This is a genomic window from Paenimyroides viscosum (genome assembly GCF_003858535.1).
In the GTDB taxonomy this organism is placed as follows: Bacteria; Bacteroidota; Bacteroidia; order Flavobacteriales; family Flavobacteriaceae; genus Flavobacterium; species Flavobacterium viscosum.
Window position 1 is genome coordinate 54,885 of the sequence record NZ_RQTJ01000012.1, and the last position, 24,456, is coordinate 79,340.

Genomic DNA, 24,456 nt, shown 5'->3' on the forward strand with positions numbered 1-24,456 from the left:
TCACTCTGAACTTGTTTCAGAGTCGCGTCAAATAGTTTACTAAAATCAACTCTGCCAAAGTTTAAAACTTTTACAGAGTTTTATTTTATATAATTTTTTTTACAAGTGTAACAATTTATTTCGTTCATTTACAGCAAAATATATAGACAAAATTTATGAAAAAAATTAATTGTACTTTTCTAATAACAATGTTTGTTATGTTATTTTTTGTAGGATGTGGCTGCAAGCAAGAAACTGTAAGGTATTCTCTTAATTCGTTTGAGAAAAGTATAATTCCTTATAACGAAACTAAATTGTTAGAATACAAGGACGAAAATGGTGAAATAATTGTTGCTACTGCTTCTAAAAAAGAAGTTTTAACACAGAGTTTAAATGAGGATGAAGGATGCGTTTCGACTATTATTGAATCAGAATTTTTTGATTTTAGTTTTAATAATCTTAATATAAATTTATTCGTTAAAATTGAAAAAACTTATAATAATAAAACCACTTTTGAAATCCGCGACAACAATATTGAAGGACAAGTTCCATCTTACTTATATACTTTTGATAACTTTGATGTCCAAGTTTCTGAGCAGGATTTGACTAATATATCAATTGACGGTTTTGAATATACTGGTGTATTTATCTTTAAATTAAGTCCAAACAGTACCAGCACTGACAGTAAATTTGAAACAATAGTATTTTCACCACAACAAGGTATTGTACATCTGAAAATGAGATCTGGCGGTTATTTGAAGCTAAATTAATTCTACAAAAATTTCCTCCATTAATTTTCATCATTAAGAAACTTATGAATACGATCTGTTTTCTTAATTCAATAAAAATCATAATAATTCGATAGTAAATAACAAATAAATATATTGCAATAAATCAATTATTTACCATGTTTAAGTATTTTACAATTTTAAGCTTATTGTTTTTTGTGTCTTCATGTGATCCTGATGACAGAATGAACACGGAACAATATATTTATAACGTTTCTTTAGAAAACACCTCTCAAGAGTCTTTAACTATAATAGGTTACAAAACCAAAGATCATTTAGGAAATACACTAGTAAGTCCTGAATTGATAAACACAATAATAGTTCAAGCTAACTCAATTAGTAAAATAGAAACAATCAAAGTTCCAAAACCTTTAGGAGATTCAGCTTTTGGTTTCACTTATCCAAATTTTGTTAATATGGTTGATTCAATCACTTTAAAATTTACTAACGGTAGGGGTTATTATAGTAGTCTTAATAATAATAATTTTTGGTTAGAAAACAGATCTGATCTTCTCAATATAAAAGAGAAAGATGTAATACAGAAAAATGGTGTTTTACTTTACACAATCACCCAAGACGATTACGAAAACGCACATGTGTTGCCTTAAAAACAAAAACTATCCTTCAAAAATGAGAAATAATTACAATATTTTTGATTTATAAGTAAAATTTAAATTTTTTATCTTTGCTAACTATAATAAAAATATATAATTATGAGAATCCGCGCAGTAAGCTACATGTTGTTTTTATTTTCGGTTACACTTTTAACTGCTTGTGACAAGGAGGATGAAAACATTGATACTTCAACAACAAAGATTTTAGGAAAATGGAATTTAGATAAAAAAAGCATTAATGGTTCTGAAATAGTGTTGTCTGAATGTGATAAAAAAGAAATCTATGAATTTAAGTCAAGCGTTCATTTGACAACTATTAGTTATGCTGGTGATCTTTGTGATATTGTCACATCTTCAAATTGGGTCTACGATCTAACTAACAATAGGCTTTCATATTCCAATCAAACTGCTGGTCAAAACGGAGGTGAATTAACAAGAAGATATAATGTGGTTAATTTAACGGACGATAATATGCAGTTGGAACTTATTTCTGAAGTTGGTGGTATTGGTGAAGATGGTGATGTGGAAGATAAAATTGTTACAACATGGGTTAAAAATAAATGATTAATTTAAAATTAAAAGTTTGCAACATCATCAAAGCGCCCGTCACGCACTTTGTGGGTTTTCCCTATTTTTGGATCTTTAACGGTAAACCAGAATTATAAAACAACTCTGCCAAAGTTTTAAACTTTGGCAGAGCTATAAAAACATCAACCCTAAAACTTTACCTCATCAGAAATTTCACAAACCGGAATCGGGTTCATTTTATGTTGATTGATCGTATGTAAACGCTTGTAAATTTTAAAAACTTCTAATTCACGACCGTTAAAATCAGTTTCGTTTTTACCAGCTTCAAAAGCTTTCATAGCAAACTCTAACTCATCATAATTAGCACCCAATTGATCTTCGTCTGATCGATCATCACCAAACAAACCATCAGTAGGTTTTGCCTTGATAATATTTTGGGTAATTCCTAAATAAGTTGCCAACGTTCGCACTTCAGACTTCATTAAATCGGCAATCGGGCTTAAATCAACACCGCCATCTCCGTATTTCGTAAAAAATCCAACTCCAAAATCTTCCACCTTATTTCCTGTTCCGGCTACCAAAAAATTGTTGATTCCTGCAAAATAATACAAAGTGGTCATGCGTAAACGTGCCCGTGTATTTGCCAACGTTAAGTTTAAAACCGGCAAATCATCAACTTTTGGCAAGGCAGCACTCATTAAGTCAAACGCATCGGTTAAATCGGCAATGGCATTTGTTACGTTTTTGTAAGTGTTTTTTAAAAACTGAATGTGTTCCAGCCCACGCGAAACCTGACTTGCTGCCTGATGTATCGGCATTTCTACACACAACGTAGGCAAACCGGTTTTAGCACATAAAGTAGAAACCAAAGCCGAATCTATTCCGCCCGAAATTCCTACCACAAAACCTTTTACTTTTGCGTTTTCGGCATAGGTTTTTAGCCAGTGAACTATATGATTTACTATTTTTTCTGAATTTATTTTTTTATCTTCCATTGCAAATTTTTGATTAACTATATTTGTGATTTAAAATTATAAAATCTATCGCTTTTTACGATGAAAAACACGTTTTATTTACTTGTTTGTTCCCTATTTTTAATTGCTTGTACTAAGGAAGCTACTATAAGCAGTGAAATTTTAAACATTCCTGTTGAAGCAAAGATCGATCGTTTTGATCAGGAATTCATGCAGACATCTCCGGAAAATTTCAATACGTTAAAACAAAAATATCCATTACTTTTAAACGAAAATGTTCCCGATTCGGTTTGGTTCAATAAAAAAAACGACACTTTATTCAACGAATTGTATAGCGAAACACAAAAACAGTTCAAAGATATAGCTACTTTAAAAGAAGAACTAACGTTGTTGTTTAAACATATAAAATATTATTATCCAAACGAAAATCCGGGCAGGGTAATCACCGTATTGTCTGATGTTGATATTAACAGTCGTGCCATTTATACCGATTCTATTGCAATTATTTCATTGGATACGTATTTAGGTAAAAACCATAAGTTTTATGTAGATTTTGACACGTACATTTTAGGTGATTTTGAACCCAACCGCATTGTTGTTGATTTAGCTGAAAATTTTTCTACACAAAAAATCGCTCCGCCGCAAGACCGCATGTTTATTAGTCAAATGGTTTATGCCGGCAAAATCATGTATATGAAAGAAATGCTACTGCCTGAAGTTAGCGATGCGTTAAAAATGAATTATACCAACGAGCAGTTAAAATGGATTGAAACCAACGAAGCTCAAGTTTGGAAGCATTTTGTAGAAAGTAAATATCTGTATGACAATGATCTAAAATTAGTTGCAAGGTTTATTCAACGTGCGCCTTTTTCTAAATTTTATTTAGAATTAGATCAAGAATCACCAGGAAGTGTTGGTGTTTACATTGGCTGGCAAATTGTGCGTTCGTATATGAAGAATAATAATGTAACTTTGCAGGAATTAGCATTAAAAGATGCTAAAACAATTTTTGAGCAATCTAAATACAAACCTAAAAAGTAATGACTAACAACACATCTACAATAAAAATAAACGTAACAGTTGACGAGAATAAAGTTCCCGATGATATTCGTTGGACTGCTGCCGATGGCGGTATTGAAGACCAAGAAGCAAAGGCAATGCTTTTATCAATTTGGGACAGTAAAGTTCAGGAAACACTACGAATTGATTTATGGACAAAGGAAATGCCGGTTGATGAAATGAAGGTGTTTTTCCACCAAACTTTAGTGGCAATGGCCGATACATTTGAACGTGCTACCGACGATAAAAAAATGAGCGATACCATGCGCGATTTCTGTGAGTATTTCGCAGAAAAATTAGAATTGCATAAAAAGTAAGATCTATAGAAGCAATTATGAAAAACTTGGCTTCAAAAATGAAACTTTCTCAGATTGTTTTCATTATAAGCTTATTTACAACTATTTACTGGCTGGTTGCGTTTAACACAAACGTTTACCGCTATGCATTTACAGGAGTCATTTTTGATATGACTTCTTTTTTGCTTATGATTAGTTTATACACGCTGCCTTTTTTAATAATTGCACTCCTTTTTCGTTTAAAACAAAGAACTCCTAAATTACATTACGCTAGTTTAGGACTTCTTTTATTTATGCTGATTTTAATATTTACGGTTTATCAGTAAACTTATCATTCCGGATCTGATCCGGGCACAAGCTTGCGAACTGACGAAGTAATCTCATATTACATTAATAGAATGAGAAGCTGTACTTCGAATGCTCAGCAACCAGTTCAGCTTGACTAATTTGTAGATTATCAATCAGTAGTTAGAAAAATCCTATTTTAAAGTTTTTAAAATTTTATTGAAGTTTTTAGATTTTTTAGTCGTGCCTTTTTCGGTTAAAATCAAACAGGCATAATTTGGATAGTTCTTTAGTAATTCCAAACCTTTTTTGTATCCAAGAACCATAATCGAAGTACTTAAACCATTGGCTGTTTCTGCATTTTCTCCAATCACCGTAACACTAATTAAACCCGATGCCGGCATGCCTGTTTTTGGATTGATGATATGCGAATAACGTTTATCGTTAAATTCCACATATTTTTGATAATCGCCTGATGTGGTAATGGCAGCATTATTTACGCCGAGAATTTGCAATGATTTATAAGGATTAAAAGGATTTGCAATACCTATTCGCCAAGGTTTATTATTAGGTTGCACGCCCCAAGTTGCCATATCGCCCGACGCATTTACAATACCAGATTTTACTTGAAGTTGTTGCATGATATGCTTTCCCCTATCTGCAGCGTAGCCTTTACCGGTGGCACCAAAACCAATTTTCATTCCGGGAAGTTTTAGAAAAATACTGCTTTCAATTTCGTTGAGTTCGATATTCTGGTAACCGACTTTCTCAATTGCTTTTAAAAGGGTTTCTTGTGAAGGAAGTTCTTGCATAGAATCGTCAAACCTCCAGATTTTATCCATTGCAGCAATGCTTATATCAAAAGCTCCGTTGGTTATTTCAGAAAAAAACAATGCTCGTTTGGTAAGATCAAAAAGTTCCTTGTCAACTTTTACAGGCTTGATTCCCGCATTTCTATTGATTTCTGATACTTGCGACGACGGTTTCCATTCCGAGATCAATTCTTCAATCCTTACAATTTCATCAATCACCAAATTAATGTTCTTTACGGCAGCTATAGAATCATCGGCAACAATCGTAATATCAAACTTACTGCCCATTAAAACAGTATCTCGTTTTACAGCAATCTGAGCGTTCGCATTACAGAAAATCAGTACAATTAGAAAAGAAAATCGTCTCATTTTAAGTCTTTTATCTTAATAACAGTCGGTTTTAATCTGGTTGTTTTCTTTATAAAAATCTAAAGACATATTGTTTTTTTCTAAACAAATTCTGTTTAAAACTTGCTCTACATCTTTCTGCATATTTAACGATCCGCAAATCATGATTATTCCATTATTTTCAAGTATTTCGGCAAACAAATCAGCATTATGTTCAATACTGTTCATGACATATTCTGACTGATTTTCACGTGAAAAAGCAAAGTGAAAATCGGTTAATTTTTTCTGTTTGATTTCTTCTTCTAAAAAGATTTTATATGCGTTTGTAGTATCATTTTGATTTCTAAAACCAGCATACAGATACACAGGAATTTTCGATTTATTTTCTTTAATCAAGCCTAAAAACGGCGCAATACCGGTTCCGTTGGCAATCATAATAACTTTTGATGCTTTCTTTGGAAAATGAAACGATTCGTTTTTAATTACAACTGCTTGTAAGGTATCGTTTAAAGATAAATTATATAAAAATTGCGACCCCAATCCGTTTTCGTGCAGCTTAACAACTAAATGAATATTGTTCTTTATTTTTGCAACAGAATATAAACGTTCGGTTTGATCTTTTAAAGGATAAATTGCCAATAAATCGCCCGATTGAAAAGTAGTTCGGTTATTTGGTTTTAACGTAATTTGAAAAGTTGAATTATTACTTGAAACCGCTGTTTTTTCAATTACTTTAAAGCTTTTTAGCTTCGGTTTTTTTTGCTGATAAACCGCCGGAGTGTTTGATAATGATATTCCGCTGGCTTTTGACCAATCGTTCACCCACAAAACAAATTCATTGGCAGATTTATCGTTTACCGTATAAACATTTAACAACGGATTCGCCCAAGAAGTATCAACAAACAATTTATGAACGTTATAAGCAAAAACACAAAAATCTTTATATTGTGTAGATCCAAAACCTACCACAGAGAAAGTTACTTTATTAGGCTGCTGGATTTTTGCAAACAACTTTTCAAACTTATTGGCGTTTGCAGGTGCCTCACCGGATCCGTAAGTTGATGTGAATATAATAAACTGTTGAGCGTTTTTAAAAACCGTATAATTATTTAAGTTGGTTACGTACGCTTTTTTTCCGTTTGCAAGAAGCTGTTTTAACAGTTTATCGGCAAAATGTAAGGTACTGCCTTTTTCAGATCCAACCAAAATGATATATTCGGCTTCGTGTGATTTAAATTTGTTCGATATTTTAACGGCTTTGCGTTTAAACGTAATTACAAAACCCGAATAAATAAAAAACAGAATATTCAACGATGTTATTGCTAGTAAAATTGCCCAAACACTGTTGGTTCTACCGGTATGCAGATCTAAACTTAAAGTTTCTAAAACGGCTGTAATTGGATATTTTGTTTCGCTAACAATTTGTCCTGTTAGTTGGTTTACAAGCAGTTCTTTGTCTTTTAGTTTTATTTTGAAGAATTCTTCAGGATCATCGGCAAACGGAAATTCGATTTTTACCACATCTTTCAGATAGATTTCTTTAAAAACTGGAAAATCTTTTAAAGGAAGTTCTTTTGCTTCTGAATTTTGAATTTCGTTTGACACAAATTCTTCTTTTTGAATTACATCAAATCGAATCAAAAATAAAAATGTTCCTGTTAAAGCAATTATTAAAATAGGCAAGAGCAATAATCTACCGGTTGCAATGTGAAAATATTGTGCAAAAAATTCGCGGTTTATCTTTCCGAAAAACTTTTTAAATCCTTGCTGGTGTTTTAAGACCAATGCGATTCCCGAAACAGTTATCAACATTAATAAAAAAGACACAATACCAACAATAAACCGACCTGTTTCGTGCAGAAAAAGTGATCTATGTAATGCCGTTACCCATTGAATAAACTCACTTTTTACAATAAGATCTGCCTTTTTTTTACCCGAAACAGGATCGGCAATAAATTTAAAATCGTTTCCTTCTTCGTCAAATCCTTCAATAGACACAAACTGGTTGTGGTCAACACTTAATTCGAGAATTTCAGGATAAACCTCACGCAAATTGGGTAAAGTTTGGGCTAATGAAAGCTCATTAAAACTGGCATTTTTGTACGCAGGAATTTTCTCATTAACGGCATCAACCGCCAAAATAACTCCGGTAACCGAAGCTATAATTAAGAATGTAAACGAAAGAATTGCCAACGTTAAATGCGCAAAACGCCAAACCGATGAAACCATTTATTTTATTGAACTTTATTTAATTTTACGTAACGAATGTATCCTTTGCCTTCGGTTTTTTGTGTAACAGCTTCTGTAGTCAACGGAATTTCAACATCGGTTGCAAAATACTTTGCGTCTTCTACCGCTGTTTCAAAACGCAATTTGTAGCCTTTATTCATTTTAGATTCGTCAATAGTAAAAGTAGTAATACTGCGATCGCCTGCTGCCACAGAAGCTCCGGTAACAGCACTTAAGTTTTCGTTTTTCTTTGACTGATTTTTAAACCAATCTTTAAAACCATTGTACCATTGTTTATCGGTTCCCATCATGTACAACGTTTTTTCGTATTTGCCTTTAGAATCAATCAACGAGACAACCACGTAAGCTTCCAAGCCTTTGTAATTGGTCATTTGCAGCATACATTTATATTTTGCAGTCTGAGCCATTGCTGACAAAGAGAACAGAAATATAAAAAGAGTGGCTATTTGTATTTTTGCGGTAAATTTCATAATGTATAATTTTTAAAATCGTTTTACTTTAAAAAATCTAACGAAATGTTATTTTCTAAAAGCGTTTCGTTTTCTTTCGCCAAATCGTAGGCAGTTTCATCAAATTCTGTTAAAACATCTTTCTTTGCACCATTTGCAACCAAATATTTTAAAACAGTATCATTTTTTGCAACCAATGCTGCTTTATGAAGTGCACTTATACCTTCGTTATTTACAGCATTTATGTTCAAATTCAAGCTTTCTAACTGCTTTAACAAGTTAACATCGTTTTTTACAACAGCTAAATGATACAATGAATTACCTTCGTGTTGAGGAACATCAAAATTAACACCTGCATTTTTAATAATGGTTAATTTTTCGTCAAAATTACTTTTTTGTCCTTGTCTTGGTGCTTGATACGATTGAACCAAATAAGCCGCTAAATTATTACCGTCTTTATCGGTTATTTGTGCATTGGCTTTGTTATCTAACAAAAATTTAATCGTTTCTGGTGTGCCATACGTAATAGCCTGCGCCAGTGCCGATGTTCCTTTAGCATTTACCTGATCGATATTTTTAGTATTGTCAAGAATCAGTTTCACAATACTTAAATCGTTGTTACGAACAGCTTCCATTAATACAATGTTTCCGTCTTTATCTGCTTGATTTACGTTTGTTCCCTTGCCTATAAAATAATTTATAATTTGGATTTGACCATTCTTCTTTACTAAATTATGAAGCACATTTTCACCATTATCACCAGTAGCATTTGGATTTATTTTTAAATCTTCTACCAAATATTGATATGTTTCTAATGTGTTTGATACCGAACGTGTACCTTGCGATGCAAAAATAAGTGCCTTATCGGTTGGTTTTACTCCTTTTTGTAAAAGTGTTTTTAATAAAGTAACATCACCGGTTTTTGTAGCATAATCAAAAGCAGTGTTTCCAAAATTATCGGTATCTTTTAATGATAACCCTTTGGTTGAAAGATATTCTGCCAACTTTAAATCTTTATCATAAGCGATAGAAAGCAGCAATAAATTGGCTTCGTTTTGGAATTTTTGCTTAGGATTGTTTCCTGCCTTAAACAACAAATCGTAAACAGCGGTATTGGTTTGTCCGTTTCCTGCTGCAAATGAAATTGCCGTAGCACCTTTATCATCGGTTCTGTTAATATCTGATCCTTTTTCTAAAAGATATTTAACCAACTCTGCGTTTCCTTTACTTGCCGCCCAATGCAGATAAAGTCTGCCATCGTGCGTAGTTTTACTTACACTGTTACCAGGTTGATCTATTAAATACACAATAGTTTCAAACGGTGCATTGTTGTTAATGGCAATACTTACCACATCGTGATTTCCACGGTTTGCTTCTGCGGGATTGTTTCCTTTAGTTATTTCTGTTTTAACTGATTTTAAATCGGGTGTGTTTTTCCAAAAATCTGCATTTAATAAAGAATTTTGAGCATTGGCAAAAAATCCAGAAAGCAGTAAAGCAGCTATTATATATTTTTTCATTTTAATAAGTAATGGTTCATAAATAAGTTGTGCACTTTGAAAAAATCAAAATGCACAACTAGTAAAATTAACAATATTAATATACACCTATGTAGTGGTTTCCAGCTCCATTAACAAGTTTAGCACCTTTTGTAACAGTCCCAGTTTTGCTGTTTAAGATGTAAATATTTCCATCTTTACCAACAGGAGTTACTGCTACATAAACTTCATCTCCATCAACAACAAAACCTTGATATTGTCCAAAATCTAAACCGGTTTGGTAAGGTAAATCTACAACAGTTGCAGTTTTTGTATTTAGATCAACACGAGCAATAAAACCCTGGTTTTCTACACCAGCATGTGTATACATTACATAAGCAATACCGTTACCTGCATAACGCCAAGCATCAACATAAGTGCCTGTTACACTTAATGCGTTATCTAAACTAAAAACATAAGAGTTGTCATACTGATTTGTTTGGTTAATTTTTAAGATATAAGATCCTTTAGATCCGCGTTGTGTAGCTTGGTAAATATTGCCATCGTTTGCAACAAATGCATTAAAACTACGGTATCCGCTAGTATCGCCGTCACCAACTGTAGAAGTAATTACCGTTGGATTTTTTAATGATGGATAATCTACTACTACAGATTTTGAACCTAAACGCGTAAAATTAGATTCGTTTGCACCAGTAGCTGGATTTGTTTTACGCATCCAAGTTCCAATAATTAATTTATCACCTGCTTTGTTTAAAACTGGCGCATCTAATCTAAAAATATGATGTCCTTTAGTTTCTTCTGTTTCTGTTAAAGCGATTTCGTATTGTTCGTATCTAGAAATTAGTGATTGTTGTAAATCTAATGCCAATACTGTTGAAGTTCCACGTGTATACAAGTATTTGTCATTCTCACCTGTAATTACTTTTGGAGCAGTTACATTTACGGCAATACCCGTTTTATCGCCATCGAACAACTTTGCCCAACGTGGAGATGTACCTGCATAGCTAGATATATCAACTACAACATCTGCCGCAGGAAATTTATCACCTCCGGTAACTGTATATTTTGAGAAATGCCCCCCATTATCACCTGTATAAGCTACATTGAATAATGTTTTACCATCAACAGTTGATTGTAAACGCGCTGTACGATTTGACGGAACTGGAAAACCATTTTTGTAAACATCAATTGCATACTCTGGGTTTTTAGCATTGGCTTTACTAACAGAAAACACTTTTGTACCTCCGTTACCATCACCAGCTTCATCTTGCATTAATGCTCCGGCAACGGTAATCCATCTATCGGCAGTTTGTCCTTCGTCGATATTATTTGTTGTATCGTCTGAATCACAACTTGTGAAAATCATTGTACATGCTAAAGCACTAAAAAAGATCGATTTTAAAAAAAATTTTTTCATAATTAGAATTTATTTATAGAGTAATTTAATTTTACGTAAAAAGCTCTTCCTGGCTTTTGTGATGCAAAGTTGTCGTAAACCTCTTTGTTAAAAATATTCTTTGCATCGAAACTTAAGACAAACTTATGGCTAGGAAAGATGTAACTTAAACCTAAATCTTGAATGAATTGATTTGGTGTTTCAAAATAATCAGATTGTAACCAATTTGTATAAAATGGCGCTATTTTATTAAAACCATAGTGTAAATTCATAACACTTTTTTTAAGCATTAAATCAGGAATGCTATATTGTATACTACCAGAGGCTGTAAAAAATGGTTCGTTTGGTAATTGTAAATTATAGTATGGATTTACGTTTCCTTTTGCGTCGAACTCATAATTACGAACGGTATTGAATTTAGACATGTTTGCAAAAACAGTTAATCTGTTATTAAAATCATACATCAATTCTAACTCAAAACCTTTAGACATGGTGCTTTGTAAGTTTTCATACGGCATTGTTTCAATAGCGTCGTTTACACGGGTGCTAGATTTTAATACAATTCTATCACGAGTATCACGTATAAAACCATTCCCACCTAATGATACTTTGTGTTTATTTATTTTAAAAGGTCCTACTTTAAAACCTAAATTATAATTTAAGCTAACTTCGGCTTGTAGGCTATTATTTTCGACTATATTTTCACCAACATCGCCAAAAATTTCGGTATCAACGGGCAAACGAATTGCTTTTTCAAAAGACCCTAATACTGTAACAGCTGGTGTTACTAAATAAGAAGTTGCTAAACCATATCCAATATAGTCATATTCATTGTTGTATTCTTGATTAACGCGAACATCAATGCCGTCAATTTTTTTAATCGTTGGTCTTATTTTCTCAATTTTTTGTTTGTAGTATTTTGAGAAAATATTAGTTTTAAGTTTACGTTCAAATGCTTTCATTTCATACGCAAATCCAGTTATACTTTTATTTAAATTTCTATCATCGACAAATTGACGTTCAATTACCGATTTCATATCATCGTTATCCTTTCTAGAAAAAGTATTTAATAGAGAATTTAAAACAAATCGATGGTTTTGATTTATTTCGTATGATAAATTGGCACGAACGTTAATAATTTCTCTTCTTGAATGTTGTATAGTAGTTTCACCTTGTTGCCCTCCACCATTTGTTAAAATTGGATTTCCGTTTAGATCTTTCATTCTCTCGCCAAACCAGTTATAATTCCATTTAACAGTATCGTTCACAACATTATAACGCTTACTATACATTGCCGACACATTAAAATTTAAGCCTTGAGTAAATAAATTTTTCTTACGATACGTTAAATTAACAACCTGCGCATCTGCTTCTTCAAACCTACCTTTATAAGGTTTAGACATATACAAGCCATGTTGAATATCGCGGTACGATTCCGAAGCATTAAATCCTACAAAAAACTGATCGGCCCATTTTACATCTGTGAATCCAGCCTCTATCTGTCCACCTAATGATTTATAAGCGTCGTTAAAGCGTTTGGCACGCACTTGCTCTACCCTTCCATTAGGCTGGGTGTTTCTTACAAATTTTCCCCAAACTTCATAATCATTATCAGAAAAATTATAAAAACTGTTTGCTTTTAAAGTAAAACCGCTTTTATCATTACGTGTAATTCCACTAAAATTACCTTGCCAAGTATTAAACGATCCATATGATAAAGATGCCGTTAAATTATTACGTACACCTTGTTTTAAAACTACATTAATGGCACCACCTAAAGCATCGTCTGATAAATGTATTGGCACAACGCCTTTATAAACCTCAATACGTTCTATTAATGCAGGTGGAATACTGTTTAAATTAAATGAAGGTCCATAAGAGGTGATCGGAATTCCATCGATAAATATTTTAACACTATTACCACTCATTCCATTTAAATTATACTCAACAGATGATCCTAAACCAGCACTTTGTCTAACACGCACACCTACTGATCTGTCTAATAATTCATTTGTTTGGATATTTCGAACACCAGCTTCTTTAGTTTCAATTACGTTTACAGAAAAACCTTCTTTTTCTATTTTTGATTTAATCGATTCTACATTAATAATTAAATCATCTAAAACAGAATCGTTATCCGTTAATGAACTAAATCCAATGTCTACTATTTGATCTTGATTTTCAATAATAACATCAAACAATTCCTCACTAGATGCTCTTTTTAATATTAACTGATATTCACCGTTCGATAGATTTGTAAACTGATACTTTCCCTCTTGGTTTGATTTTGTAGATTGTTTTAAGATTTGCGATCTTAACAGGACTTCGGTATTTTTAAGTATCTCTCCTTTCTCATTAAAAACAGAACCAGAAATACTATACTGTGCATTTATAAATTGCGATACACATAAAAAACAAAGTAATAGATTAAGGCGCATAAAAAGTGTTTTACTATTTTTCTGCAAAGTTATCCTTATTTAGATAAAGTCCAAATAAAAACAAAGTCTTTTTTTTGATTATTTTAACGAACTATTTCCATCATAAAAAATACATTTTAGTTTGTATCTTTGCATAAACAACACACAACAATGAAAAATACACTAATTGCTCCGTCTGTTCTTGCAGCCGATTTTGCAAACTTACAACGCGATGTAGAAATGATTAACAACAGCGCAGCCGATTGGTTTCATATTGATATTATGGACGGCGTTTTTGTACCAAACATTTCTTTTGGAATGCCGGTTTTGGCTGCCATTAACAAACACGCAAAAAAAACAATCGATGTACATTTAATGATTGTTGATCCGGACAGATACATTGAAACGTTTAAGAATTTGGGTGCCGATATTTTAACGGTTCACTACGAAGCTTGCACCCATTTACACCGTTCGTTACAAGCAATTAAAGCTGCTGGAATGAAAGCGGGTGTTGCCATTAATCCGCACACAAATGTTGCATTATTAGAAGACGTAATCAACGATATTGATTTGGTTTGTATAATGAGTGTGAATCCAGGTTTTGGCGGACAATCATTCATTGAAAATACGTATAAAAAAGTTCAACAGCTTAAAGAAATTATTGTTAGAAATAATGCTACTACTTTAATTGAAATTGATGGTGGTGTGACCGATAAAAACGCTGCAGATTTAGTTAAAGCTGGTGCCGATGTTTTAGTTGCCGGCAGTTTTGTATTCACTGCACAAGACCCAATTGCAACGATAGAAAATCTTAAAGGCATTACAAGTATATAACAAAAAGACTTCCTATTCGGAAGTCTTTTTTAAATTAAGGCGGTAGTTTACACCCAATTGTATCCAACGACTTGGCATGGGTACAGCGGCAACTTCCTTATAAGTGCTGTTAAATATATTGGTTGCTTGCGTATAAACTTGGAATGATGGAAACTGATACATTAATCGCAAATCTGATACAAAATATCCGTCGTTTAATTCGCGCTTTAAGTATCGGTTTTGAAACTGAATTCCAAAATCATTTATCGTGTAGTTAATTCCTGCGATTGCCTGATGTTTTAAATTTTCAATCGTGTATTTTGAAATGATTTCACTTGCAGCATCTTGTTTCTTCGGACTTAAATATTGATAGCTTAACGAATATCCTAATTTTTGATTGGCTGCAATCTGAATATCCTGATTGTATCGAACATTCAACCCACGCATTACCTGATCTCCTAAATTCTGTGGCTGGTACGGAACATCGGTAGAAATTCTTGTCCAATCAATAAAATCAGAAATATTTCGTTCAAAAACACTCGCAGCAAATCGTTTGTTTTGTTTGGTATAATTCACACCAACCTCGTACTGCCAAGCTGCTTCGGGTTTTAAGTCGCGATTTCCAATGTTTCCTGGTCTTTGATTAACATACAAATCTGTAAACGACGGAATACGCTGACTACTGCCAATACTTGCCTGAACTTTCCAATCGTTAGTCAACAGATAAGCCACATCGGCACCCGGATACCACTGAAAACCGTAATCGGTATTATAATTCCAATAAGCACCTACGTTTACCAATAATTTTTCGAAAAAAGTATTTTTATATTCTGCAAACCAACCATGATTTTTACGGTCGTGTTCGCCTAGATTTGAACTGTTAATATCTTCCAGACGCATTTCGTATCCAACACCAAAATCTCCGACAGTTGATGTGTAAATTCCATTCAATTCAAACATAAACGCGTTAGAATAGTGTAACGAACGTGCTCTGCTTAAATCGTTGCGGTAAAAGCGGTAATCGTCTTCATTGTAACGGTTGCTAATGCGTGGTTTAATGGTTAAATTATCGGTAATTCGGTGGTTACTGCCTACACTCAACATTAAAGTTTGCACAATTTCGTACGATTCCTTATCATGCGGTGCAGCGTAATATCCATTCGCTCCAAATTCATTATCCAAATAACCACCCATCCAATTTACCGAATGATTATCGTTCAAGGCAACATTTCCCTGATACATGGTTTTCAAATTTTTTGCAGCCGTATTGTAACGTTGTCCGTTAGTTTCTTCTTTGCCAATGCTTACCAAATGATTCACTTTTCCGGTGTTGATACCAGCCGTCGTTTGCAAACCTCCGCCTGCATACATTCCGTTACCATCGCCAGCATCTTTATCTTTAAACGAACTTCCGCCATACGCATGCAGTTGCAAAAAATCATCGGTCTGCGTTTTTGTAACGATATTTATGGCACCGGTTAAAGCGTTGATCCCGTAAATACGTGCAGCCGGACCTTTTAAAACTTCGATGCGTTCAATAGCTTCCAAAGGAATTGGCAGGTTCATAGAGTGATGCGCCGTTTGTGCATCGCCCATTTTTACACCGTTCCACAATACCATTGTTTGTTCGAACGATCCACCGTCGATACTGATATCTGCTTGCGAACCAAACGGACCGCGCTGACGAATATCAACTCCGCTTACATACGTTAGTACTTCGTTTATCGATGAAACCGGCAGTTTTTTTATGTCTTCTTTTGTTATAACCTGAATATTTCGTGTTGATTGCTGAAAAGGTATCTGCATACGGTTTTCATGAATGATCAACTCATCCAATTCGGCTATGGAATCATTTGCAACCTGCGCTTTTCCAAAAAATGGAACAACAAACAAAGCCAACAAAACGTATTTATTTTTCATTTTAAAATTGATTTTTAATAAAACAGTGCAAAAGTCGTAACTTACCGGACGATTTAAATAGTCCGCTTTTAAAACAATGAATAGTCCGGCTGAAGATATCTTGCAAAATATTATCACGATTGATAAAAACAACACCGCAGCAGTTTATGTACAAATTGCGCAGCACATTATTAATGCAGTTCAGCGCGGATATTTTTCGGCAGGAACCTTATTACCCGGAACTCGCAGTTTAAGCAATTTACTTAAGATCCACCGAAATACAGCGGTTGCTGTTTACGATGAGCTCGCTTCGCAGGGCTGGGTGGAGATTGTTCCGAATAAAGGCACATTTGTTTTGAATCCGATCAGACAAAAACCGATTATTGGAAATTTTAATGAACTGAAAAACGAAGAATATCCAACCAAAACCGGTTTTAATTTTTACGAAAGCGCGCACTTGGCATCGCCTTATGAAAAAGTTGAAACCGTTTATACGTTTAACGACGGACAAACAGACATTCGCCTGCATACCGACAAACAAACAATACAATCGTTGGTACAATGCGGCTTTAAAGCGTACATCGGTCATTAAAAAATGGAATACTTTTTTGTTTGATCAATCTTCGTTTTTAAACACGCAATTGTGTAATTATTTAAACGCCACACGCAACTTGCATATTGCGCCAAAAAACCTGCTAACCACCCGCAGTACCGAAATGAATCTGTATTTGGTAGCGCAACTGTTGTTAAAACCAAACGATGTTGTTTTGGTAGGAAATGTAAGCAATTTTGCCGCCAATATGATTTTTCATCAGGCAAAAGCCAACATTAAAACCATTCCTGTTGATGAAAACGGCTTAGATGTTTCGTTCATTAAAAAAAACTTTACAAAAAACAGTATTCGTTGTGTGTATTGTACGCCGCAGCGTCACTACCCTACCACAAACAGTTTAAGTGCGCAACGCAGAATACAGTTGGTGCAGTTGGCTAAAGAATATGGTTTTGCAATTATTGAAGACGATTTTGATTTCGATTTTCAGTTTGATTCTACACCAATGCAGCCTATGGCAAGTGCCGATACCAACGGATTGATTATTTATCTGGGTAAAGTTGGTCAGGCGTTGTTTCCTGCTTTTGAAACCGGTTTTATCGTAGCGCCCGAAAATTTAATTACCGAAGTTAAAAATTATTATAGAATGATTGATCCGCAGGGCGATTTAATCAAAGAACAGATTTTGGCAGAAGTAATTCACGAAGGCGAAATGCATCGGCAGGTCAAAAAGAAAATTTTGCTGTACAAAGCTCGGCGCGATGCCATGTGCACTGCTTTAAAAAATACTTTCGGCGATTTAATTACATTTAATAAACCCAACGGTGGCTTGGCTTTGTTTATTCAATTTAACAAACATATTTCGCTGGCAAAATTATCAGAACAAGTTTCAAAATACCATGTTACGTTGCCAAAACATCTGTTGTATCAAACCAAAAATATATGCGGAATTCGGTTGGGATTTGGTCATTTGAATCTTGATGAGATCAATCATACCATTGAAATGCTTAAAAAAGCGTATGATGATTTAACCAAAAGTTGACCGTATATTTGCAAATAGAACAGCTAATGATAGAAGCATGCAACTTACAGTAATTAAACAAGGTAACTTTAAAGTAGATAAGCGCAAAAATTTTGACTATTTACAGCCCAATGAAGAAAGCTCAAATATAAAACTTGCCATTCAGCCTTTTTTAATTACTCTTGGTTCCGATACCATTCTGCTTGATCTTGGTTTGGGATTTTTAGAAGATAACGAACCTGTTATTTTAAAGCGATTGAAAGATCAAAATATAAATCCGAGCAACATTACAAAAATTCTGCTCTCACATTTACATAAAGATCATGCCGATGGTTTGGGATATTTTAATGATAATGGTTTTGTTCAAAATTTTCCTGATGCAAAAATCTACATTCAAAAACGAGAATACGATTTTGCCTTGCAACAAACCGAAAATCCTTCGTACAATATTCCGCTGTTAAATGAATTAAAAAACCTGAATAACATTGTTTGGTTGCATGATGATGAAGGAGAAATCTCACCCGAAATTACTTTTAAGGTAACAGCTGGTCATTCTAAATTTCATCAGGTTTTTTGGATAAAAGAAAATGCTTCCACGATTTTTTACGGAGCCGACGATTTACCTACAACTGGTTATTTAAAACGATCTATTGCTTATAAAACTGATTTCGACGGACACAAAGCCATGGAATTTCGCAAAATTTGGAAAGATCAGGCTGAAACAGAAAACTGGCAGATTTTATTTTATCACGATTTAAAAAATCCAGTGGTGCAGTTTTAATCAGCAAGTACCTTTTTCGCTTGAACAATATGTCTTTTGTTGTGATAAATTAAAAACCGAAACGTATCGCCCAACTTCAATTTTATAAGTGTAGTTATACTAATACTTGTTTTAACTTTATTAAGATTCACCAATTTCGCGGCATTAAGCAAATCTAGCAGCTGTTTTTGCTGATCTATAAAAACCATAACCGTAGTTTTAGACAAACTGCTGTGAATTGGATTCATAGACTTAAACGCTTTCATTTTATTCAGCTTTTCTTTTGGCAACATACTTTGCGCAAAATAATTACCCAACCAACCACTTTTAAATTCTGACGTAGCTTTGGTAGATGATTTTTCAATTCGATTTTTAATTTCGGGCAGATAAAAACTTCCATACAAATTCAAATGTTCCAAACACTCTAAAACACTCCAGCTTTCATCTGACAGTCTTTTGTTTAATTCTGCTTCGGTTTTTAAAAGTAAACCTTCGGCAAATGCCAAATATTCTTGTGTAAGATTTTTTAATTCATTGATTAAATCGTTGCTTAAAATAACCATATATCTTTTTTTCTACAAATTTCAGTATTTCAATTTAATTAAAAATTGATCGAAATCAAGATTTTTTCAAACGCGACAATGTTTCGGGTTTCATTCGTAAATAGTTCGCAATGTGTTTGTTGGGAATTTCCTGAAAAAGCTGTGGACTTCTCTTTAAAACTCGTTCATATCGTTCTTTGGGTGATGTGAGCAACAAATCTTTTTCGCGTTCCATCTGCTGTATAACCATATCTTCCAAAATAGCAATCCACAACTTTAAATAATTAGCATCTGAATTTAAAGACGTCATTAAATCTGCTTTCGAAATCACTTTCACAGTCGTTTTTTTAATTGCCTGAATATAAAAATCAGAAGGTTTATCAGACAAAAACGAATCTAACGATGCGATAATATTGTTTTGGTAGCCAAACCGGATAATTTGTTCTTTGTCCTCATTAATCACATAAATTTTCAGGCTTCCTTCCTTAATAAAATAAACATTGGTATCAATTGTTCCAAGTGTCGATAAATATTCGTTTCGATCTAAATGCAGCTCTTTATTAAACAAATTATTAGCTTCGAATAAACTATAAAGGTCGGTAACTTTCATGCGGTTGTTTTGTGAATTAAAAAGTAATAAATACAAAATTAAGTTTTGTAATTTATACAATTGGTATTCCTAAAAAACAAAACTCGCTGTAAAGGCGAATTTCATTTTAATTAAGTTATATCTTTAATAAACCACGAAAACCGCGCGCTGCGTAGTAAGACGATGCACCGTTGTGATAAAAAAACACGGTATCGTATCTAAAATCGCCAAACAAAGCACCATCTAAATCTCGAATTTTCTTCGGTGTTTCAATCCAGCTCGATGTTTTCTTATCAAAAGCTTCTAAAGCCTGCAAAGCGCGATATTCTTCTTCGTTTAACAATTTAATGCCTATTTCATTCGCCGCATCAATGGCACTGTTTGCAGGTTTATGTTCTTTGCGCGCATCTAAAGCAGGTCGATCATAACAATAACTACGGCGACCTTTTGGACTTTCGACAGCACAATCGCAAAAAATAATTTCTTTCGATTTTTCATCGAAAACCACCACATCGGGTTCGCCGCCGGTTTCTTCCATTTTAAAAAGCACCTCCATTTTAGAAGGATTTTTTTCCAATTTTACTTGAACATCTTTCCAATTGATATTTTTATGGCGGTGCATATTCTTTTCAAAACGTGTTTTTAATATATCTAAAACACTTGATTGTTCTTCAGTTGATAATTTACTTTTCATATTTTTATTTTTTTAGACATAATAAATTCTTTCAAATAATGAATTAAAAAATTGAAACTAAAGATAAATTTATATTTTTACAATGAAAAATTTTAAATAAATATGGCATCAGGTTTTTTTGCGATTTTAGACGACATTGCAGCGTTAATGGACGATGTAGCGGTTACAAGTAAAATTGCAACCCAAAAAACAGCGGGAATTTTAGGTGATGATCTTGCTGTGAACGCTGAAAAAGCAACAGGTTTTCTTTCATCGAGAGAAATTCCTGTGTTAATGAAAATTATGAAAGGATCGTTCATTAATAAATTAATTATTGTTCCTTTTGTTTTCTTGTTAGAGTGGCTTTATTCGCCCGCGATTACTATTATTTTAATTATCGGTGGATTTTATCTGGCTTACGAAGGTGTAGAAAAGATTGTGGAATTTCTATTTCACAGAGAAAAAAAGGGAGTTGAAGTTATTGAAGAAGCTACCGAAGTTAACGAAGATGGTGAAGCTGTAGAAAAAGCTAAGATCAAATCTGCTATTACCACCGACTTTATTCTATCGTTAGAAATTGTAATTATTGCGCTTGCTGCGGCAAAAACAAGTTACGAAGCATTAAAATCGCAGTTTAACCCTCTACTTGTTGAAATTGTTACGGTTTCTATAGTTGCGATTATTGCAACGGTAGGGGTTTACGGAATTGTAGCGTTAATTGTTCGTATGGACGATGCCGGTTACAAACTGATAAAAAAATCGAAAAGTAAAAAAAGCTTTTTAGCAACGGTTGGAAACTTATTAATTAAGGCGCTTCCGTTAGTAATTAAGGCTTTGGCAGTAATTGGAACGTTGGCTTTATTATTGGTGTCGGGCGGAATTTTTGATCATAACATAGCATATCTGCATCATATGTTACCAAGTGTACCCGAAATGCCAAAACAATTCTTGTACGGTATTGTAGCCGGCTTAATTGTAGTTTTATTGGTTACAGCGTATAAAAAGATATTTACTAAAAAAGTAAGTCATTAAAATTAAAGGCATCCAAATGGATGCCTTTTTTATATTTTAGTTGCCGTTTGCGAGTAAACCATCGGGATATTATTTCCTAAATGTTCAATTCTAAACTTACTTGGTTCAAATTCTATTGTTTTTTGAAAACAGTTGTAAGGCGAATAATCGTATTCCTTAAACGAATTTATCTGCAACCCGTTATTCAACAAACTAGTAAAAACTTCGCTCAAACTGTGATTCCATGTAATAAATTGCTGTTCAGCATCGGTTGTTGATTCTGTGTAAGATCCTTCCAACGTTTCAATAGCTTCATTTTTAAAATAATTGTATTCGATCTTTTCAAAAGCATCATCGAACATCCAAACCACCGGATGAAATTCAGCAAAAACAAACTTACCTTCGGGTTTTAAAAATTTTGAAACCACAGCTGCCCATTTATCTAAATCTGGCAACCACGTAATTGTTCCGTAACTTGTAAAAACGATATCGAAGGTTTTGTTTAAATGATTGGGCAAATCGTATAAATCGCAACAAATAAATTCGGCATCGGCATTTAATTTTTTTGTTAGATCTTGTGCTATTTTTATGGCGTTATCAGATAAATCGACTTCCGTAACTTTTGCTCCCATTCTGCTTAACGACAACGTATCCTGACCAAAATGGCATTGCAAATGTAAAATCGATTTTCCGGAAACGTCTCCCAATAAATCCAATTCAATCGATTTTAAAGAGGATTTTCCATACATAAATCCATCCATATCATAGAAATCAGATTTTATATGAACATCGGTTCTATTATTCCATGATTCTTTATTTATCTTTATATAATTTTCTTCGCTTTTCACAACTAATAATATTCGTAATATTTAAATACAACCGATTTTGGAAACCGACTGTGTTCTTTCTCTAAAAAATAAATAATGGTTGCGTTGTTAAAAACATCAACCGATTTAATTACACGCACATCGTCTTTAACTGTTGTAACATCGTTCTCTGTTGAAGTAACTTTATAAATAATTTTCTCTAACTGATTTTCGCTGTTATAATGATACGATGCTTTTTCTTCACTTTCAAAATTCAAAGCCTTAAAATTAACTTTGTCAACTGTAAAATCGGGATTAAGTGAAATGTATCTGCTGGTTGAATCTTTGGTGCTTAATGGCTTCATTTCATAGCTTAAAGGATCTTTCCAAACAAATTTAAACGTCATATTCACTTCTTCGGCAGCGTTTACCTTACTTACCTCTTTGTATGAAATATTTTTGCCCGAACCAGAAAAAACGGCCTTGCTTTTATAAGTATAACTCGCTAGGTTGTAAAATCTGTTGTAGGTGGTTGCATCGCCATTCTTGTTAAAATTCATGGTGCTTTTGCCAAAATAATCAAGTGTATCAACTGGAATTCTGTATGCCGAAACATCCATCATGTATGTTGTTACCCTCTTAACCGGACCGTTGTAACCGTATTCTTTTTTCTGATTGTACGTATTTTGACCGTTCATAATGAAAGACAATAAAATTACGACAACCAATAAAATCTGTTTAATAAAATTCATTTTTACTTTTTCCTTTTTAGTTTGATTTTTTTAAGATCTGCCAACCAGTTTATCTCGTTTTGCTGCAATTCATCTGGCTTTGGCACATAATCTTTATTCGGAATATACCACGAAACATTTTCGTAATAATTCTTTAAAACCGAATTGCTAAATATATAACCTCTGCGGGCATACGGCAAATTCTGAAGCACTTTTAAAGCATTTTCATCTGTCGCTTCTTCAAAATATGGATCCGAATCAGTACTCAAAGGCAAATACGTATTTAAACTGAAAGGCTCTTGAAATGTTAGATAACGAGGATTGAATAAAAATAGTTCGCCTTTAGGATGAAAATTTTTCTTTTTAAACTGAACAGTTCCCTTTTGAACAAAGAAAGCAGCAGCATTTTGCCCGTTAGAATGACGGTATTCTTTCATGAAATCATCAACCTTTTTTCCGATACCATTTACAGACCATTCGTCAACCGACTTAAAAAATGTAGGATTTATGTAAAAATCCTGATAATCGCCGATATCTATAGTAAGCGTAAAATCGTCAATTTTATTGTTTGCCCAACGGTTTGCAGCCGTTAAAATGTATTCAAAATTGTACATGTAATCTACCGAACCCGACAAACGAAACTTGTAGGTATGCACCAATCGGTTTTCGCCAGGTTGAAAAGTTGCGTTGAAATGATACACATAGTAAAATTCTGCATAATCGAACTCTTTAATATTTGTCTCGATATCTTTTAAGGAAAGTTCTTTTTTTGCTTCTTCGGTTGATACATACGAAATTTCAAATGGAAGTATCTTTTGATTCATGTTTACAGTGAAATCGTTCATATAAGGATGTTGTCCGTTTTTTGGAAAGAAATCAACATCACCAGACGGAGAAAAAGCTTCAAAACCAACTAAAATTGTCTTAGCTTTCTTTTCCGGATTAAAGAACGTATAATCAACCGTTACTTCTAAAAAATCTTTATCAACACGTTTAAGTGAAAGTATTTCTTTTCTTACCTGAACACTTGTTTCCTTTATAGGAATTAACTGATTTCCGCTCATAAAATACGCTCCGTCATTAGCAAAAAGAATACTAGATTGTAATAATATAAGAAGTGTCAATAAACCTTTCATAAACCGTTTAATTTTTAATAGGAAAGGTACGGATAAAAGTTGAAATTTTAGGACTAGAAATGGGTGTTGGGTGTTGGGTGTTGGATGTTGGATACTTGGTTTTATTCAAGTTCAAAAAATCCGTGAACATCTGTGTAATCTGTGGTTAATAAAAAGTCTCTTACATTTCTGTAAAGAACTTATAAACAAAAAAGTCCCTTACATTTCTGTAAAGGACTTCACTAAAAAAAG

At 33.4% G+C, this 24,456-nt stretch carries 24 protein-coding genes; 10 read left to right on the forward strand and 14 right to left on the reverse strand.

The genetic code is table 11. The features are described from left to right. Positions 1-155: 155 nt before the first annotated feature. The 3 genes from EG242_RS07390 to EG242_RS07400 all read left to right on the forward strand — a co-directional run bounded on the left by EG242_RS07390 (position 156) and on the right by EG242_RS07400 (position 1,945). Positions 156-749: a hypothetical protein gene (locus EG242_RS07390; protein WP_124899260.1), complete on the forward strand. Its 594-nt coding sequence runs from the start codon at positions 156-158 to the stop codon at positions 747-749. A gap of 203 nt (positions 750-952) precedes the next feature. After that, complete coding sequence (locus tag EG242_RS07395) at positions 953-1,375, forward strand: hypothetical protein (RefSeq protein WP_124899261.1); 423 nt, start codon at positions 953-955, stop codon at positions 1,373-1,375. Between the two features lie 105 nt (positions 1,376-1,480). Continuing rightward, on the forward strand, positions 1,481-1,945 hold the full coding sequence (locus EG242_RS07400; RefSeq protein ID WP_124899262.1) for a lipocalin-like domain-containing protein: 465 nt from the start codon (positions 1,481-1,483) through the stop codon (positions 1,943-1,945). Between the two features lie 152 nt (positions 1,946-2,097). Here the strand turns inward: EG242_RS07400 and nadE are convergent, their stop codons facing one another. Further along, complete coding sequence (gene nadE, locus EG242_RS07405) at positions 2,098-2,904, reverse strand: NAD(+) synthase (protein ID WP_124899263.1); 807 nt, start codon at positions 2,902-2,904, stop codon at positions 2,098-2,100. Positions 2,905-2,964: 60 nt separating this feature from the next. Between nadE and gldB the strand changes: the two genes are divergently transcribed. Together gldB and gldC are read left to right on the forward strand one after the other, a co-directional pair. Further along, entirely contained in the window at positions 2,965-3,924 is a 960-nt protein-coding gene (gldB, locus tag EG242_RS07410) for a gliding motility lipoprotein GldB (protein WP_124899264.1), read from the forward strand. After that, positions 3,924-4,259: a gliding motility protein GldC gene (gene gldC, locus EG242_RS07415; protein ID WP_124899265.1), complete on the forward strand. Its 336-nt coding sequence runs from the start codon at positions 3,924-3,926 to the stop codon at positions 4,257-4,259. Before gldB ends, gldC begins: the two co-directional genes overlap by 1 nt. 458 nt (positions 4,260-4,717) lie before the next feature. On the opposite strand, the gene EG242_RS07420 is transcribed toward gldC, so the two are convergent. The 6 genes from EG242_RS07420 to EG242_RS07445 all read right to left on the reverse strand — a co-directional run bounded on the left by EG242_RS07420 (position 4,718) and on the right by EG242_RS07445 (position 13,715). Continuing rightward, complete coding sequence (locus EG242_RS07420) at positions 4,718-5,704, reverse strand: FAD:protein FMN transferase (protein WP_235831887.1); 987 nt, start codon at positions 5,702-5,704, stop codon at positions 4,718-4,720. 15 nt (positions 5,705-5,719) lie between these two features. Beyond that, positions 5,720-7,912, reverse strand: coding sequence for a PepSY domain-containing protein (locus EG242_RS07425; protein WP_124899266.1), 2,193 nt, complete (start codon positions 7,910-7,912; stop codon positions 5,720-5,722). A gap of 5 nt (positions 7,913-7,917) precedes the next feature. Beyond that, positions 7,918-8,403: a DUF2271 domain-containing protein gene (locus EG242_RS07430; RefSeq protein ID WP_124899267.1), complete on the reverse strand. Its 486-nt coding sequence runs from the start codon at positions 8,401-8,403 to the stop codon at positions 7,918-7,920. A gap of 23 nt (positions 8,404-8,426) precedes the next feature. Then, on the reverse strand, positions 8,427-9,902 hold the full coding sequence (locus tag EG242_RS07435) for an ankyrin repeat domain-containing protein (RefSeq protein WP_124899268.1): 1,476 nt from the start codon (positions 9,900-9,902) through the stop codon (positions 8,427-8,429). Positions 9,903-9,978: 76 nt separating this feature from the next. Then, complete coding sequence (locus EG242_RS07440; RefSeq protein WP_124899269.1) at positions 9,979-11,298, reverse strand: hypothetical protein; 1,320 nt, start codon at positions 11,296-11,298, stop codon at positions 9,979-9,981. 2 nt (positions 11,299-11,300) lie between these two features. After that, positions 11,301-13,715 carry a TonB-dependent receptor gene (locus EG242_RS07445; RefSeq protein ID WP_124899270.1) on the reverse strand — a complete coding sequence of 805 codons (2,415 nt, stop codon included), beginning with the start codon at positions 13,713-13,715 and terminating at the stop codon, positions 11,301-11,303. A gap of 150 nt (positions 13,716-13,865) precedes the next feature. Between EG242_RS07445 and rpe the strand changes: the two genes are divergently transcribed. Further along, complete coding sequence (gene rpe / locus EG242_RS07450; RefSeq protein ID WP_124899271.1) at positions 13,866-14,528, forward strand: ribulose-phosphate 3-epimerase; 663 nt, start codon at positions 13,866-13,868, stop codon at positions 14,526-14,528. A gap of 12 nt (positions 14,529-14,540) precedes the next feature. Here rpe and EG242_RS07455 read toward each other — a convergent pair whose 3' ends face one another. After that, entirely contained in the window at positions 14,541-16,427 is a 1,887-nt protein-coding gene (locus EG242_RS07455; protein ID WP_124899272.1) for a TonB-dependent receptor plug domain-containing protein, read from the reverse strand. 76 nt (positions 16,428-16,503) lie between these two features. Here EG242_RS07455 and EG242_RS15195 point away from each other — a divergent pair, with 76 nt between their 5' ends. From EG242_RS15195 to EG242_RS07465, 3 genes are read left to right on the forward strand one after another with little or no spacing between them, the layout of a single operon-like run. Next, complete coding sequence (locus tag EG242_RS15195) at positions 16,504-16,998, forward strand: winged helix-turn-helix domain-containing protein (RefSeq protein ID WP_317124939.1); 495 nt, start codon at positions 16,504-16,506, stop codon at positions 16,996-16,998. Further along, the gene (locus EG242_RS07460; RefSeq protein WP_317124940.1) at positions 16,886-17,998 is read left to right on the forward strand and encodes an aminotransferase-like domain-containing protein; all 1,113 of its coding nucleotides are present in this window, start codon (positions 16,886-16,888) and stop codon (positions 17,996-17,998) included. Before EG242_RS15195 ends, EG242_RS07460 begins: the two co-directional genes overlap by 113 nt. Positions 17,999-18,035: 37 nt before the next feature. Continuing rightward, entirely contained in the window at positions 18,036-18,758 is a 723-nt protein-coding gene (locus EG242_RS07465) for an MBL fold metallo-hydrolase (RefSeq protein ID WP_124899273.1), read from the forward strand. Here EG242_RS07465 and EG242_RS07470 read toward each other — a convergent pair. The 3 genes from EG242_RS07470 to EG242_RS07480 all read right to left on the reverse strand — a co-directional run bounded on the left by EG242_RS07470 (position 18,755) and on the right by EG242_RS07480 (position 20,562). Beyond that, entirely contained in the window at positions 18,755-19,300 is a 546-nt protein-coding gene (locus EG242_RS07470; protein WP_124899274.1) for a DinB family protein, read from the reverse strand. The two genes, EG242_RS07465 and EG242_RS07470, sit on opposite strands and share 4 nt — an antisense overlap. A 55-nt stretch (positions 19,301-19,355) precedes the next feature. Then, positions 19,356-19,889 carry a Crp/Fnr family transcriptional regulator gene (locus EG242_RS07475; RefSeq protein WP_124899275.1) on the reverse strand — a complete coding sequence of 178 codons (534 nt, stop codon included), beginning with the start codon at positions 19,887-19,889 and terminating at the stop codon, positions 19,356-19,358. 115 nt (positions 19,890-20,004) lie between these two features. Continuing rightward, the gene (locus EG242_RS07480; protein ID WP_124899276.1) at positions 20,005-20,562 is read right to left on the reverse strand and encodes a DUF4256 domain-containing protein; all 558 of its coding nucleotides are present in this window, start codon (positions 20,560-20,562) and stop codon (positions 20,005-20,007) included. Positions 20,563-20,664: 102 nt separating this feature from the next. On the opposite strand from EG242_RS07480, the gene EG242_RS07485 reads away from it, so the two are divergent. Next, complete coding sequence (locus tag EG242_RS07485) at positions 20,665-21,573, forward strand: DUF808 family protein (protein ID WP_124899277.1); 909 nt, start codon at positions 20,665-20,667, stop codon at positions 21,571-21,573. A gap of 29 nt (positions 21,574-21,602) precedes the next feature. On the opposite strand, the gene EG242_RS07490 is transcribed toward EG242_RS07485, so the two are convergent. From EG242_RS07490 to EG242_RS07500, 3 genes are read right to left on the reverse strand one after another with little or no spacing between them, the layout of a single operon-like run. Continuing rightward, complete coding sequence (locus tag EG242_RS07490) at positions 21,603-22,400, reverse strand: class I SAM-dependent methyltransferase (RefSeq protein ID WP_124899278.1); 798 nt, start codon at positions 22,398-22,400, stop codon at positions 21,603-21,605. Between the two features lie 2 nt (positions 22,401-22,402). Further along, positions 22,403-23,110 (reverse strand): hypothetical protein, encoded by a 708-nt coding sequence (locus EG242_RS07495; RefSeq protein ID WP_124899279.1) that lies wholly within the window; start codon positions 23,108-23,110, stop codon positions 22,403-22,405. A gap of 2 nt (positions 23,111-23,112) precedes the next feature. Next, entirely contained in the window at positions 23,113-24,225 is a 1,113-nt protein-coding gene (locus EG242_RS07500; protein ID WP_124899280.1) for a YARHG domain-containing protein, read from the reverse strand. Positions 24,226-24,456: the final 231 nt, after the last annotated feature.